The organism is Rhodococcus sp. 05-2256-B1, from assembly GCF_002258465.1.
In the GTDB taxonomy this organism is placed as follows: Bacteria; Actinomycetota; Actinomycetes; order Mycobacteriales; family Mycobacteriaceae; genus Rhodococcoides; species Rhodococcoides fascians.
The window spans coordinates 195,289-209,089 of the sequence record NZ_NOZA01000030.1; the positions used below are offsets into that span (position 1 = coordinate 195,289).

Annotated in this window: 18 protein-coding genes; 9 read left to right on the forward strand and 9 right to left on the reverse strand. The window is 65.2% G+C overall.

All coding sequences use genetic code 11. The features are described from left to right. Positions 1–46: 46 nt before the first annotated feature. Positions 47–904: a polyphosphate kinase 2 family protein gene (locus CH285_RS18040; protein WP_094643907.1), complete on the reverse strand. Its 858-nt coding sequence runs from the start codon at positions 902–904 to the stop codon at positions 47–49. Between the two features lie 32 nt (positions 905–936). On the opposite strand from CH285_RS18040, the gene CH285_RS18045 reads away from it, so the two are divergent. After that, positions 937–1,398 carry a PPOX class F420-dependent oxidoreductase gene (locus tag CH285_RS18045; RefSeq protein ID WP_027498399.1) on the forward strand — a complete coding sequence of 154 codons (462 nt, stop codon included), beginning with the start codon at positions 937–939 and terminating at the stop codon, positions 1,396–1,398. 70 nt (positions 1,399–1,468) lie between these two features. Here CH285_RS18045 and CH285_RS18050 read toward each other — a convergent pair whose 3' ends face one another. Together CH285_RS18050 and CH285_RS18055 are read right to left on the reverse strand one after the other, a co-directional pair. Beyond that, entirely contained in the window at positions 1,469–2,458 is a 990-nt protein-coding gene (locus CH285_RS18050; protein ID WP_094643908.1) for an iron-siderophore ABC transporter substrate-binding protein, read from the reverse strand. 16 nt (positions 2,459–2,474) lie between these two features. Continuing rightward, positions 2,475–3,020, reverse strand: coding sequence for a type 1 glutamine amidotransferase domain-containing protein (locus tag CH285_RS18055; protein ID WP_176458522.1), 546 nt, complete (start codon positions 3,018–3,020; stop codon positions 2,475–2,477). Between the two features lie 72 nt (positions 3,021–3,092). Here CH285_RS18055 and CH285_RS28000 point away from each other — a divergent pair, with 72 nt between their 5' ends. Then, the gene (locus tag CH285_RS28000) at positions 3,093–3,266 is read left to right on the forward strand and encodes a hypothetical protein (protein ID WP_167326064.1); all 174 of its coding nucleotides are present in this window, start codon (positions 3,093–3,095) and stop codon (positions 3,264–3,266) included. On the opposite strand, the gene CH285_RS18060 is transcribed toward CH285_RS28000, so the two are convergent. Further along, on the reverse strand, positions 3,263–3,940 hold the full coding sequence (locus CH285_RS18060) for a TetR/AcrR family transcriptional regulator (RefSeq protein ID WP_228139367.1): 678 nt from the start codon (positions 3,938–3,940) through the stop codon (positions 3,263–3,265). The genes CH285_RS28000 and CH285_RS18060 overlap by 4 nt on opposite strands. A 140-nt stretch (positions 3,941–4,080) precedes the next feature. Between CH285_RS18060 and CH285_RS18065 the strand changes: the two genes are divergently transcribed. The 5 genes from CH285_RS18065 to CH285_RS18085 all read left to right on the forward strand — a co-directional run bounded on the left by CH285_RS18065 (position 4,081) and on the right by CH285_RS18085 (position 8,147). Continuing rightward, positions 4,081–5,355 carry a DUF445 domain-containing protein gene (locus tag CH285_RS18065; RefSeq protein ID WP_027498395.1) on the forward strand — a complete coding sequence of 425 codons (1,275 nt, stop codon included), beginning with the start codon at positions 4,081–4,083 and terminating at the stop codon, positions 5,353–5,355. A gap of 73 nt (positions 5,356–5,428) precedes the next feature. Further along, complete coding sequence (locus tag CH285_RS18070) at positions 5,429–5,896, forward strand: helix-turn-helix domain-containing protein (protein WP_027498394.1); 468 nt, start codon at positions 5,429–5,431, stop codon at positions 5,894–5,896. Continuing rightward, positions 5,889–6,683: a heparin-binding hemagglutinin gene (locus CH285_RS18075; protein WP_032365180.1), complete on the forward strand. Its 795-nt coding sequence runs from the start codon at positions 5,889–5,891 to the stop codon at positions 6,681–6,683. Before CH285_RS18070 ends, CH285_RS18075 begins: the two co-directional genes overlap by 8 nt. 67 nt (positions 6,684–6,750) lie before the next feature. Further along, entirely contained in the window at positions 6,751–7,041 is a 291-nt protein-coding gene (locus tag CH285_RS18080) for a DUF2516 family protein (protein WP_027498392.1), read from the forward strand. Positions 7,042–7,121: 80 nt separating this feature from the next. Beyond that, positions 7,122–8,147, forward strand: a complete 1,026-nt coding sequence (locus tag CH285_RS18085) for an alpha/beta fold hydrolase (RefSeq protein WP_080731889.1) — start codon at positions 7,122–7,124, stop codon at positions 8,145–8,147. Positions 8,148–8,157: 10 nt separating this feature from the next. On the opposite strand, the gene purU is transcribed toward CH285_RS18085, so the two are convergent. After that, positions 8,158–9,042, reverse strand: a complete 885-nt coding sequence (gene purU, locus CH285_RS18090; protein WP_032365183.1) for a formyltetrahydrofolate deformylase — start codon at positions 9,040–9,042, stop codon at positions 8,158–8,160. 13 nt (positions 9,043–9,055) lie between these two features. Continuing rightward, on the reverse strand, positions 9,056–9,898 hold the full coding sequence (locus tag CH285_RS18095; RefSeq protein WP_094643909.1) for a class I SAM-dependent methyltransferase: 843 nt from the start codon (positions 9,896–9,898) through the stop codon (positions 9,056–9,058). 58 nt (positions 9,899–9,956) lie between these two features. Between CH285_RS18095 and deoC the strand changes: the two genes are divergently transcribed. After that, positions 9,957–10,607, forward strand: a complete 651-nt coding sequence (deoC, locus tag CH285_RS18100; protein WP_032369790.1) for a deoxyribose-phosphate aldolase — start codon at positions 9,957–9,959, stop codon at positions 10,605–10,607. 61 nt (positions 10,608–10,668) lie between these two features. Here the strand turns inward: deoC and CH285_RS18105 are convergent, their stop codons facing one another. After that, entirely contained in the window at positions 10,669–11,415 is a 747-nt protein-coding gene (locus CH285_RS18105) for an LmeA family phospholipid-binding protein (RefSeq protein ID WP_176458521.1), read from the reverse strand. A gap of 110 nt (positions 11,416–11,525) precedes the next feature. Between CH285_RS18105 and CH285_RS18110 the strand changes: the two genes are divergently transcribed. Continuing rightward, on the forward strand, positions 11,526–12,113 hold the full coding sequence (locus tag CH285_RS18110; RefSeq protein WP_032365186.1) for a type IV toxin-antitoxin system AbiEi family antitoxin domain-containing protein: 588 nt from the start codon (positions 11,526–11,528) through the stop codon (positions 12,111–12,113). Between the two features lie 3 nt (positions 12,114–12,116). Here the strand turns inward: CH285_RS18110 and CH285_RS18115 are convergent, their stop codons facing one another. Together CH285_RS18115 and CH285_RS18120 are read right to left on the reverse strand one after the other, a co-directional pair. Continuing rightward, positions 12,117–13,058, reverse strand: coding sequence for a GNAT family N-acetyltransferase (locus tag CH285_RS18115; protein ID WP_176458520.1), 942 nt, complete (start codon positions 13,056–13,058; stop codon positions 12,117–12,119). 26 nt (positions 13,059–13,084) lie between these two features. Next, the gene (locus CH285_RS18120; RefSeq protein ID WP_032386176.1) at positions 13,085–13,780 is read right to left on the reverse strand and encodes a methylase; all 696 of its coding nucleotides are present in this window, start codon (positions 13,778–13,780) and stop codon (positions 13,085–13,087) included. Between the last annotated feature and the right edge of the window lie 21 nt (positions 13,781–13,801).

The following is a 13,801-nucleotide window of genomic DNA, read 5'->3' on the forward strand; positions in this document are numbered from 1 at the left end:
CTGACCGAGAAGGGGCCCGCGACGCAATGTCGCGGGCCCTTCGTCGTCAGCTTTCGGCGAGCCGTTTCTTCTCGTGCTCCACATCGAAATCGGCTGCAGGCCAATCGAGATCGAGCTTTTCCAGCGCATCGATCAGAATTTCTGTGACAGCCAATCTGCTGTACCACTTGCGGTCGGCTGGGATGACGAACCACGGAGCATGGTCGAGATCCGTGCGATCGAGAACCCGCTGGTATGCCGCGCGATACTGCGGCAGGAAACCCCGCTCGGTGACGTCACCCGGGTTGTACTTCCAATGTTTGTCCGGCCGATCGAGCCGTTCCTGAAGTCGCTTCTTCTGTTCCTCGGGCGAGACGAACAAAGCCACCTTCACTACGACCGTGCCAGATTCGACCAGTTCCTTCTCGAAGGAATTGATCTCGTCGAATCGCTTCTCCCACACCTCCCGCGGCACCAGCTCGTGCACGGCGACGACGAGAACGTCCTCGTAGTGGGAACGATCGAAGACGCCGATCCGTCCGGCTCGCGGAAGTGCGTTCCGGATCCGCCAGAGGTAATGGTGTTGCTTCTCTTCCTGGTTCGGAACGCCGAACGACGCCAGATCGACGCCCTGGGGATCGACCAACCCGATGACGTGTTTGACCATCCCGCCTTTGCCTGCGGTATCCATGCCCTGCAGCACCAGCAGAACCGATCGGCTACCGCCGGTTCGGCCGTGGGCGTACAACTTCTCCTGCAGGGCAGCAAGAACTTCGCCGCGCTCTTCGAGCAGCGCCTTGCCGTCGGATTTTCCGCCGTCGAAGCCCGGGGTGGCCGTGAAGTCGATGTCCTCCACACGAGGAGAGGCACTGGCGCGCAGCACATCGACGGGAGAGAGCGTCCACAGTTTCGACTTGTCGGCCATAGGCGGAAGACTACTTCTCTACCATGGGATTCATGGCCCCTACCATCGCAAAAGCCGAGACTGTGTCGCGTGAGCAACTGCTCGAATTCGTCTCTCCGCGGCACCACCACACCCTGATCACGCGTAAGCGCGACGACGGTCTGCAGGTCTCCCCGGTGTCCGCAGGCGTGGACTCGGAAGGCCGCATCGTCATCGCCACCTACCCCGAGCGCGCCAAGGTGCACAACATCCGCCGCACGCCGGCCGTCACCGTGTTGGTACACAGCGACGACTGGAACGGCGACTACGTCCAGGTCGACGGGACGGCCGAGATCATCGATCTCCCCGACGCCGTCGAGCCTCTGGTGGAGTACTTCCGCAGCATCGCCGGCGAGCACTCGGACTGGGACGAGTACCGCGCGGCGATGGTGAAGCAGGGAAAGTCGTTGATCCGCATCACGATCGACACCTGGGGCCCGATCGCCGCGGGTGGCTTCCCGCCCGGGAGAGTGTGACAAGCCCCCGGGAAGAGTGTGACAAGCCCGCCCGGGAAGAGTGTCGCAAGCCCTCCAGGGAGGGTGTGAGCTAAGCCTTCAGTGGTGCTGCGAACAGTGGCACTGCGTTGTCGAGTGCGTATCGGGTTCCCGCGACCGAGGCGGCCGAGAATGCGTTGGACAGGTCGGTGTCACCGAGCACGACGAGGCGTCCGTCGCGGGCCGACGGGAGTCCCTGGATGAGCGGGTTCTCGGTGATGACCTCGGGTCCGCTGCCGATGGGGAACATGACCGTCAGGTCGGCGTCGAGGTTCGCGATGTTCTCCTCGGAGAGGTCGACGCTGAACTTCCCGGGTTGGGCGAGGTCCTGGATGGCCGGGGCGTTCGACAGTCCGAGTGCTTCGAGGAAGTCGACTCGGGTGTCGCCGCGTACGTAGGCCCCGCTCTGGCCGCTGTACAGCGTGCCGACGGCGACGGACTTGCCGGCGAATTCCGGGTTGGCAGCGACGGTCTCGGCGAATTGGGTCTCGGTGTCGTCGATCAGCTTCTTGCCTTCGTCGACTTTTCCGAGCGCCTCGGCGACGATCTCGGTCTGCCCGTCCCATGTGGTGCCGTAGGCGACGTCGGTTCCCGCAGGGGCCGCGACAGTGGGGGCGATGTCGGACAGCTGGTCGTACACGGCCTTGTCGTTGGTGCTCCTGGTCCACAGGATCAGGTCCGGTGCCAAGGCGGCGACCGATTCGACGTCGATGTCGTAGGTGGCCAGGATCGTCGGGTCTGTGTCGTACTTTTCGGTGACCCAGGGGCCGAGGCCGTTGCCTCCGACGCCGAGCCAGTCACTGGCTCCGACGGGCTGCACGCCGAGAGCCAGTGCGGTTTCGGCGTCGGACCAGCCGAGTGCAACTACTCGCTGGGGGTCGGCCGGCACCTCGACCTCCCCGAACATGTCGGTGACGACGGTGCCTTCAGCAGCCGAGTCGGCCGAGTCGCCGCCGTCGGAATTACCGGATCCGCACGCGGTCAGGGTCAGAGCGAGGGCCACGGCTGCCGCAGGCAGGGCCAGAGATCGAGAAATGCGCATAGGGCACGCTAACCTATCAAGCGCGGAAGTGCTCCACGATCTTCGCGCAGAAGGCAGGCAGGTCGTCGGGGTTACGAGTCGACACCAGGTTGCCGTCCACGACCACTTCCTCGTCGACGACAGTCGCACCGGCGTTGCGCAGGTCGGTCCGAATGCTCGGGTAGGACGTCAGCGTGCGGCCTTTCAGTACGTCTGCTTCGGCCAACGTCCACGCGCCGTGGCAGATGACTCCGACCGGTTTGCGCGCCTGAACGAATGCGCGCACGAACTCCACTGCGTCCGCATCCACGCGCAGTTGATCGGGATTCGTGGTGCCGCCGGGCAGGATCAACGCGTCGAAGTCGTCGACCGATACCTCGCCCGCGATCTTGTCGACACTGAACGTGTCGCCTGCGTTCACGTCGCTGTTCATGGCTTGGATGTCGCCGTGATCGAGCGACACCAATGTGACTGTGGCACCAGCATTTTCGACGGCTTCACGAGGCTGCACCAATTCGACCTGCTCGACACCGTCGGTGGCGAGAACGGCAATGCGGCGTCCGGACAATGTTTCGTTGCTCATGCTCGTTCGGATTACCGGCGCGATCGAGTTTCAAACGAGAACCGTGTGCGCGGCAGTGGTACGAATGGACACATGAGCGAATCACCGATCGAATCTCCGACCGAGGATCGCGTCGAGCAGAATCTGCCGATCGCGGACGAACCGGACGAGCCGGATGCGGGCGATCTCCCCGTCGAGGCCGACGCCACGGACGTCATCGAACAACGCACCGAAGTTCCGCTCGACGACGAATACGACGAGCGCTAGGACTTACCCGGCTCGTCGTCCACCAGAGGATGCGGCTGCGACTTGAACTTGGCCGGTGAGCCGTCGGCCATGGCCACGCCGTGGATGCCGCCCCACATCATCATGCAGAGGTAGTCGATCAGGTCATCGGCGGACATGGACTTGTTCGAGATCCACCAGTGCGTGGCCAACTGGACTGCGCCGACGATGGCGAACGCCCACGGCACCGAGCCGCCCGAATCCATCTCGCGTTGGCGCAGCCGCTCACCCAACACGGTGGAGAGGAGTTCGGCGATCATGCGCTCGGACTCGGCCACCACGTCCCGGTTGTTGCCGGCGTTGTTGGCCATCACGTAGAGGTACACCTCGGGATCGGTGGCCACCGTCTCGACGTAGGCGGTCACCACCACCCGGGTCAGCTCGTACTCGTCGAGCTCGTGGGAGATCGCGGAGTAGATGCGCGGCGCGAGGGTGGTTTCGACGTACCGGGACATCGTCGCGCTGGTCAGATCGTTCTTGTCGGTGAAATACCGATAGAGCACCGTCTTCGAGATACCGATCTCCGACGCGATCTCGTCCATCCCGATCTCTCGACCACGCAGCCGGATCGCGGCCAACGTACCGTCGACGAGCTCCTCGCGTCGGGCAATCTTGTGCTCTCGCCATCGACGCTTGCGGCCGTCCGGCTTCTCGATCTTGGGCTTGTCCGCGTCCGCCTCGGGGGCGTCCTCCGAGGCTGCCGCCGCACTATTTTTCACCACGTCACTCACCTTATGCGTCGGGTACGACACAGGAGGGGGCCGTGCCCGGTTGATCGGTTGCGATTCTGGGCACAATGTCGGGTGTGCAGCTCATGAACTTCGACGACGAGACCAAGCGTCGCGACCTCCGCAAGATGAAAACCGTCGCGACGGGATTCCTCGTCTTCGCCTCGATCGTCTATCTCTTCTGCCGCTGGCAGGAATCCACCGGGGCCGGGGCATGGGTGGGGTACGTCCGAGCGGCGTCGGAGGCAGGCATGGTGGGCGCGCTGGCGGACTGGTTCGCAGTGACGGCCCTGTTCAAGCATCCGCTGGGCATTCCGATTCCGCACACAGCCCTGATCAAGAAGAAGAAGGACCAGCTCGGTGCCAGCCTGAGCTCGTTCGTCGGTAGCAACTTCCTCGCGCCCGAGGTCGTCTCGGAGAAGGTCGCGTCGGCTCAGGTGCCGTTGCGGCTCGGCACCTGGCTCGCCCAACCCGACAATGCGGAACGGGTGGCGGCCGAGGCGGCAACGGTGCTGCACGGCGTGGTCGACGTGCTCAACGACGAGGACATCACCGCCGTCATCGACAGCACCATCGTGCGCCGACTGGCCGATCCGCAATGGGGTCCGCCGATCGGCCGCATCCTCGACGAGCTGCTTCGCGAGAACCGTCAGCTGCCGCTGATCGACATGCTGGCCGAGCGGGCTCATCAGTGGGCACTGGGCAGCCAGGAAATGATCGATCGTGTGGTCGCCCGGGACTCGCCCAACTGGTCGCCGAAGTTCGTCGACACGCTGCTGGGGGAGAAGGTCTACAAGGAACTCGTCGAGTTCACGTGGAAGATCCGCTCCAATCCCGAACACGAGGTGCGCCTGGCGGCGAACAAGTTCCTCGTCGACTACGCCAACGATCTGCAGAACGATCCGGCCACCATCGAGAAGGCCGAGAAGCTCAAGGCACAGATCATGGGCCGCGAGGAGATCACCGGGCTCGCCGCGTCGACGTGGAAGGTGGCCAAGCGTCTGATCACCGAGTCGGTGGACGATCCGACGAGTACTTTGCGCAACAAGATCAAGGAGAACACGGCCAACTTCGGCATTCGACTGCGCGACGACGACGAACTGCGCGGAAAAGCCGACGGATGGCTGCTGGGTGGGGCCCGTTACATCGCTGCCAACTACGCAGACGAGATCACGACGATCATCGGCGACACCGTCGCGCGCTGGGACGCCGAGGAAGCGAGCAGGAAGATCGAACTGCAGGTCGGACGGGATCTCCAGTTCATCCGGATCAACGGCACCGTCGTCGGTTCCATCGCAGGCCTGGCGATCTACACCGTCTCCGATCTGATCTTCGGGCACTAGTGCTAGCAGAGTGCTTGCAATAGTTAGCACCCTTCGGTACCGTCCAGTAGGACACCGAAACCAGGAGGCCGAGATGGCCGAGAACGAGGGGGATCTGGTCGCCAAAGCGACCGAGGCGACGCAGGTGGTCGCCGAGGCCGGAGACCTTGTCGCCGCAGTCGTCACGACTGCAGCCCAGGACATCGGAAGCTACATCCGTTCCCAGCGAGAAGCCGCACAAGTATCCATGCGGCAGCTCGCGAGCAGGGCCGGAGTGAGCAACCCGTATCTGAGCCAGATCGAACGCGGACTACGCAATCCGTCCGCAGAAGTGCTTGCGCAGATAGCCAAGGGTCTGCGCGTCTCCTCCGAGGTGCTGTACGTCCGGGCCGGGATCTTGGAAGCGCGTCCCCACGGTCCGGTGCGCGAAGCTCTGCTCGGCGATGAGCACATCACCGAACGGCAGAAGCAAGTGCTGATCGAGATCTACGACTCGTTCTGTCGTGAGAACGAGTCGACGCAAGAGCCCGAAACCGACGAACAGGAGACACCAGATGTCTGATTCCAAGAACTTCGAGAACGTCAAGACTCCGATCTACGCAGCTGTCGGTGCCGGCGACGCAGTCGTCCAGGCCGTCGCAGATGTCGTGGCACAGGTGCGCTCGCGCGCCGAGAGCCGGACCAGCGAGGTCAACGCTCGCATCGCAGACCTCTCCGACGAAGTCACCGAGGGCGTCGAGTCGCTCCGCGAGCGCCTGACGAACCTGCCCGCAGAGCTGCCCGACGAGATCGCCGAGCTCCGCGAGCGCTTCACCCCGGACGAGCTTCGCAAGGTAGCCGAGGCGTACCTCAAGGTCGCGTCCGACCTGTACACTTCGCTCGCCGAGCGCGGCGAAGAGACCGTCGAGCGCATCCGCCGCACCCCGGCAGTCGAAGAAGGCCTCGAGCGGGCCAACTCCGCCGCCAACGACGTCGTCGACCTCACCGAGCACGCTCTCGGAACTGTCGCATCGCAGACCCGCGCAGTCGGCGAGCGCGCCGCAGCTTTGGCCGGCATCGCGTCGGACAAGGTTCGCGAAGGTGCCGACGAGATCTCCGAGGCCGCCGACGAGCTCGCCGAGAACATCGACGAAGCCGGCGACGAAGCCAAGGACAAGGCCGTCGAGGCGTCCGACAAGGTGAGCGGCGTGGCAGGCAAGGTCGAATCCAAGACCCGCGGCACCGCCGACGCACCGATCAAGAAGGCTGCTCCGGCACCGGCCAAGAAGGCTGCCCCGGCACCGGCCGCCAAGAAGACCGCACCGGCACCGGCTGCCAAGAAGGCTCCGGCCAAGAAGACCACCAGCTAAAGCACTCGTAAAGAAAACGACCCCTGCACCGCACGGTGCAGGGGTCGTTTCTCGTACACTGGGCGACGTGATTGCGAGCAGCTTCTCCCAGACGATCTTCCTGATCCTGCAAATCATCTCGATTGCAGGGGCTGCGTACGCAATCTTCCACGCGCTACGCCAACGTGCCGACGCTTTTCCGGCCACCGGCAAGCTGACCAAGAACGCCTGGCTGGGCATTCTGGCCGTCGGGCTGCTGCTGACGCTGATCGGCCCGATCGTCATCATGTTCTGGATCATCGGAGTCGTCGCGATCGCGGTGTACCTGGTGGACGTGCGTCCCAAGATCGACGGCATTCAGCGCGGACCGCGCTGGTAGAGGGGCTTGAAGCACCCGTTCGGCGCTGGGCGTAACCTCTACCGCACCCGCTCGGGGGTCACAGGTAGAGGGGAATATCAGTGGTTTCACGCAAGGTAATCGAACGTTCGCTGCTCGGAGTCGGAGGCATCGCCGCTGCCGCGAGCATCGGGGCCTTCGTCGTTCGGCGACGTCGACTCCATTCGTTCACCAAGACCACGGACGTGCAGCCGGACGAGTTGCTGCAGCATCCCACGGCCGAGCCGACCGTCACCGAAGTCGTCACCGACGACGGCGCACACCTGCACGTGCGCAGCTACGGTGACCCCGATGCCGAACCCGTCCTGTTCAGTCACGGTTGGACATGCTCGGCCGATTACTGGTTTCCGCAGATCAATGCGCTCGCAGGTCGCTACCGCGTCATCGTCTACGACCAGCGCGGACACGGACGCAGCGACGTCGGAACGCGTCCGCTGAGCCCCGACGTACTGGCCGACGACCTGTCGGCCGTTCTCTCGGCCACCGTCACCGAGGACAACAAGACCGTCCTGGTGGGGCACAGTATGGGCGGCATGTCGATCATGGCGTGGGCCGGAAATTACCCCGATCAGGTCGACCGCCTGGTCAGCGCCGTGCTGCTCGCCAGCACGGCGACGGATTCCCTCGTCCGAGAGACCACCGTCATCCCGTTGCCGCAGCGCTTCCCACGGGTACCCGCTCCGGTGGGACGCGCTGTGCTGAGCTCGGCGCTACCGCTACGGCCGTCCCCGGTGACCCGCCAAGCCATCAAGTACATCTCGATGGCCCCCGGTGCCACGCCCGCCGAGGTGGCGTTCTGCGAGAAGATCGTGCTCGAGTGCGCGCCGCGTACCCGGGGTATCTGGGGCGCTGCGTTGAGCGACCTCGACATCCGCGAGGCGCTCGAGAACATGTCCGTGCCCACCAGCGTGCTCGTCGGATCTGCGGATCGACTGACCCCGCCCGTGCACGCGCGCAAGCTCGCCCGAGCACTCGACGACCACGATCACCTGAGCCGACTGATCGTGATCCCCGGAATCGGCCACATGAGCTCGGTGGAAGCGATCGACGACTTCAACGCCGAAGTGGTTCGCCTGCGGAACCTGTGACCCTAACGGTCTAGCTGAACACCACGGTCTTGCGTCCGTGCACCAGGACGCGATCCTCGAGGTGCCAGCGCAGGCCGCGGGAGAGCACCAGCTTCTCGATGTCGCGCCCCTGACGCACCATGTCGGTCACCTCGTCGGAGTGGTCGACGCGGATGACGTCCTGCTCGATGATGGGTCCCGCGTCGAGCTCGGCGGTCACGTAATGGCACGTTGCGCCGATGAGCTTGACGCCACGGGCGAACGCCTGGTGGTACGGCCGAGCACCGACGAACGACGGCAGGAAGCTGTGGTGGATGTTGATGGCGCGACCGGCCCAGTGCTCGCAGAGCGACTCGGGCAGCACCTGCATGAAGCGCGCCAACACCACCGCGTGCGGGTCGTAGGAGTCGACGAGCGAGCGGACTTCCTCGAAAGCCGGTCCGCGCTCGGACGGGTCCTTCGCGAACTCGACGTGATGGAAGGGTGTTCCGTGCGCCGCAGCGACGGGCTCGAGCGACCTGTGGTTGCCGATCACCGCCGATATCTGAGCGGGTAGCTCCCCGCCGGCCGCGCGGCCCAGGAGATCGTGCAAGCAGTGTGCTTCCTTGCTCACCAGCAGTACGACTCGCTTGGGTGCGCCCGAATCATGCAGTGCCCATTCGGTTTCCGGGCCGAGCTCGGCAGCCACCTCGGCGAAGCGGGCACGCAGATCCTCGACACTCATGCTCACCGACGAGGCCCGCACGGCCTGACGCGTGAAGAACCAACCGGTATCGGGATCGGCGTGATAGGCGGCCTCGACGATCCAGCCGCCGACCTCGGCGAGGAACGTGGAGATACGGGCGACGATGCCCGTCTTGTCTGGGCAACCGAGGGACAGAACGTAGCGGCGATCCTCGGACACGGAAGAACTCATGAGGGCAATTCTCTCAGGGCGCTCGCAACCCGGTTGCCACCAGTGTCCCGAGATCGATCGAATCGATGCCGCGCTCGGTCAGCGACGCGAACAAGTCCGCTCGAATCCGCCCGACGGCTGCGTCGTCGAACGGGGTGAGGGCGCCGCGCAGAGCACTGCCCAACACGAAGCTCCACACGAACGACTCCGTGGCGGGTACATGATTACTCAGCTCGACCGCCCGGACGTCCGTCGTACCGGCCGCCGCGAGCCACGTACCGAGCAGATCGGCCGTCTCCATGCGCCGGATCGGGTGCTTGTCGTACCCCTCCTGCGCGAGGCGGCCCACCTGCTCCGTGGACGGAGAATGTGCTGCGATCACCTCGAAATACGCACGGGAGAACGCCTCGATCGCGCCCTGACGCCACACCGTCACCCCGACGCCGCCACCAGGCCGGACCAGCGACAACAGGCGCGAGAAGTCCCGCTCGGGATCCGGCAGGAAGAAGATGCCGTACGAACACGCCAGGGCGTCGTATCCGGCGTCGGGAACGGTCGACGGCGGTTCCCAGGCAGTGGCGTCGGCGACGACGAAGTCGATGTTGCGTAGGGCGCGCTCGGTGGCTTTCACCCGGCCCACCTCCAGCAGGTCGTCGGCGAGGTCGACGGCATGGACCAGACCGTCCGGGCCGACAGCTGCCGCGGCGGGGAGTGCGGACGCCCCCGTGCCGGAACACACGTCCAGTACGGCGTCGCCGGATCGCAGCCCGAGAGCGAATATCAGCGACTGCCCGGCCGGGCCCCAGACCAGCGGCGTCACCGCGTCGAACTCCCTGCTGGTGGCGTTGAACGTGTCGGCGAGCGAGGCTGCGTCCATAGCCGAGAATGGTAGACCGACAGGGCCGCGACATGCGGTGCTGTGAAAAGCTGGGTTCATGACACTCACCCGCGCCGCCCTCGCCGGAATGGTCGATCACACCCTGCTCAAGCCGGAGGCCACGGCCGCCGACGTGGAGGCCCTCATCGAGGAAGGCCGCGAGCTGGGAGTGCTCGCCGTGTGCGTCTCCCCGTCGATGCTGCCGATTCGCGCCGAGGGCATGCTCACCGCTGCGGTGGCCGGATTCCCGTCGGGCAAGCATCATTCGCTGATCAAGGGATCCGAGGCGCGACTGGCCGTGCAGCAGGGGGCCGACGAGGTCGACATGGTGATCGACGTCGGCGCGGCCATTGCCGGGGACTACAACGCCGTTCTGGCCGACATCGTGACCGTTCGCGAAGGCATCGGCGACGCGGTACTCAAGGTGATCATCGAATCGGCAGCGCTGTCCGACGAGGCGATCGTCGAAGTGTGCCGCGCCGCGGAGAAGGCCGGAGCTCACTTCGTCAAGACATCCACCGGATTCCATCCCGCTGGCGGCGCGAGCGTCGAGGCGGTGCGGCTGATGGCCGAGACCGTCGGCGGACGTTTGGGCGTCAAAGCCAGCGGCGGCATCCGCACCACGGACGCTGCCCTGGCCATGATCGACGCCGGTGCCACGCGGTTGGGGCTATCGGGTACCCGCGCGGTACTCGACGGTTTGAACTAGAGCGACTGCGTCGCACGTGCACGGAAACTCGTAGTGGGCTACGAGTTTCCGCTCACGTGGGTTACGCGACCAGGGAGCAACCCTCGGGCGTCTGCTGATTCTGGTTCTGCTGGGTGGCCGGGATGGTGTACTGGCCGCCTTCGAGGGCGAGTTCGATGCCGGAGTCGGTGACGGTCAGCGACGTCGGAGCCATGTCCAGCGGGTACGCCTGCAGGCTGTCGGTGAGCACGCCGACGACGGAATCGACCAGATCGGTGGGGATTCCCAGGCCCAGAATCGATGCGTCGACGGTTTGGACGTCGACCTTGCCGCCCGTGACCTGCGGCTTGACGGTCAGATTCGCAAGCGCGCCGACGGCGAACTCCAGGGTGCCCGCCGACGCGTCGGACGTGACCCCGGAGACGATGGCACCGATGCCCTGGCTCTGCAGGGTGCGGGTGATGCCGTCGGTCGACCACGAGATGTCGGCACTCGAGCTACCGATGGTGCCGCCGGAGTCGGCGCTTTGGGTCAGGTTCAGATCGTTCGCCTCGGCGTGCACGACCATGCCCTCGGCCGGGCCGAATCGAGCATCGTCGCTGTCGACGGTCACCGACGAGACTTTCTTGTCTACCAAGGACAGCAAGACCGGCTTGAAGCCGAGACCCACCTCCACCTGGCTGCCCAGCTCGGACTCGAGCTGGCCGGCGAGGCAGGATTTGATCTGCTGCCGAACGAACAGTTCTCCGCCGATGACGGCGACGAGGAGGACGACAACAACGGAGACTGCGATCAGCGGTACTGTGCTGCGCCTGGCTGAGGATGTCATTCCCGGCAGTCTTCCCGAAGTTTCTGAGCAAGCTCTGTGAAACTCGCCGAGTCCGGGGATTCGATTCGAAAGTTTGTGATGTGTAACACATTCTGACGTACTCTTGCTGCATGAGCACGATAGGACCGAGTGTGCAGGAGCTGCACTCGCTCGCTACCCGGCAGGACGGCTACTTCACCGCCGAGCAGGCCGGTGAACTCGGCTTCGACTCTGCGATGGTGCGCGTCAACCTGGCCACGGCCACGTGGACTCGCGTCGAGCGCAACCTGTTTCGGCTCGGACAGTGGCCGCACAGCGAACTCGAAGTGTTCGCTATGTGGTGCGCGTGGTTCGGCGGCGAGGCAGTGATCTCACACCAGAGCGCCGCCGAATTGCACGGTTTCGGACACCTGCACCCGCAGTTCGTACATCTCTGCGCGTTCGGAGACCTACGACTCACCGACACTCGCCTGGCAGTGCACCGACTTCGGCTAGAGCCGCGTGACGTCGAATCGGCCGGCACGTTCAACATCACCACTCCCGTACGCACGGTCCTCGACCTCGCCGCAGGTGGCATCTCGCAGATCACCCTCGACGAGGTGGTGGGCGACGCCGTGGCCATCGGTCGCGTCGACCCGCAGGCGCTGTACTCCGAGGCCGGCAGCAGCACCGATCGAGTGGCCGAACGCGTCGAACTGGCACTGTCCGCCTGTACGTGATCGCTAGCCCGCGTGCACGATACGGGTGCGGGTGACGACGAAGCCTGCGCGCTCGAAGGCTGCTCGCATGGGTGCGTTTGCTGCATCGGTGGTTCCGACTATGCGGTGCTGCCCGTCGTCGTGGTGTATCCGGACCATCTCGGACAGTAGATCGTCGACATAGCCCTGACCACGATGCTCGGGGAGCACCCCGAGATAGCTAATGGCCGCGTCGTAGGCATTTCTGGTCGGGACGACGAAGCCCACCGTCGTGCCGTCGAGTCGGCCGGCGATCTGCCAGGACTCCCGCCGCCCCGGTAGCGAACCATAGAAGACGAGATCGTCCGCGGCGAGTGCGGCGACGCCGTGCTCGGCGACCATCTCTCGAGTATGGGAGTCGAGGCTTCCGGCTGCGACGGCTTCGAACACCTCGAGGAATTCTGCATCGGTGCCCGCCGAGAAGTGCAGTCGGGTCGACGTCTCGGGCTGCGGGGCGTCAGCCGTCCGGGCGAACGAGACGCGTTCGGTCGTGCGGGTGAATCCGCCTCCGTACGCAGCCGATGCGCGCCACGCCAACGCCCGCGGCAGGGAATCGTCCATCGAGTTCCCTACCGGCACATCGACATTGAACTCCAATGCGATGCTGTGATCGAACGCTGCACGGGCGGCACCGACCAGGGCAGCGCCGACGTCGTCCGGTCTCTCCTCGTCCGGGGCGACCCACAAGCAGTCGAGGGTGACCGGGCTCGTTGCGTCGGAACGGCCCCACCACACCGCGCGCCCGACCGGACGGCCGGCGCGTTCGGCCAGCCATGTCCACTCGAACCGGTAATTGCCCGACGCCATGTCCTCGTGGAGGCGAGTCGAATCGACCCACTCGACTGGCTCCACAGTGCGCCACTGCTCGAGTATTTCGAGGTCGTCGCGCACACACGGCCTCACCGTGAGAGCGTCAGGTGTGTTCATGCGCATTTCCTTCGCAGCAGGATCGGTCACGTCGGGGCGACCGTCGACCAGGGCACTGTGAGCACGTTGTCTCGCATGCGGCGGCGGGGGAGTGCGACCGGGAGTCCTTGCTCTGCAAGCACTTTCAATGCCGCCCGCCAACGCAACCGGGGGCCGAACGGGGCCAGTGGTGCCGAGACCGACCACGCGCGGTCGGCGCGGCGCAGCACATCGTGGATCAGCTCGCCCTCGATGTTGCGGTGTATCAACACTTTCGGAAGCCGCTCCGCGATGTCCGACGGCATCTCGACATCGAACGGGTCCCAGGCCAGAGTCAGAGATCGTGGCCCATCGGCGTCGAGCAGCACCCACGCGCAGCGTCGACCGAGTTCGTCGCAGGTGCCGTCGACCAACAGGCCGCCGGGTGCCAGGCCCGACAGAATGCGGTGCCAGGCACCGGGAACCGCGTCCTCGGGATATTGCCGCAGCACGTTGAAGGCCCGCACCAGATTCGGTCGCAGTCCGGCCAACTCGAAGCCGCCACGGGCGAATTCGACGCCGCCGCTTCCTTCGACCACCCGCGCGGGATCGATTTCCAGACCGGTGACTCGGAGATCGGGCCTGACGGTTCGAAGTCGGCCCGCGAGTTCGAGAGTCGTGTTCGGCATCGCCCCGTACCCGAGGTCGACGACGAGGGGGTCCGGTGATTCGCGCAGGACGCGTCGGACATCGGGATCGTGCATCAACCACCGGTCGCTGCGACG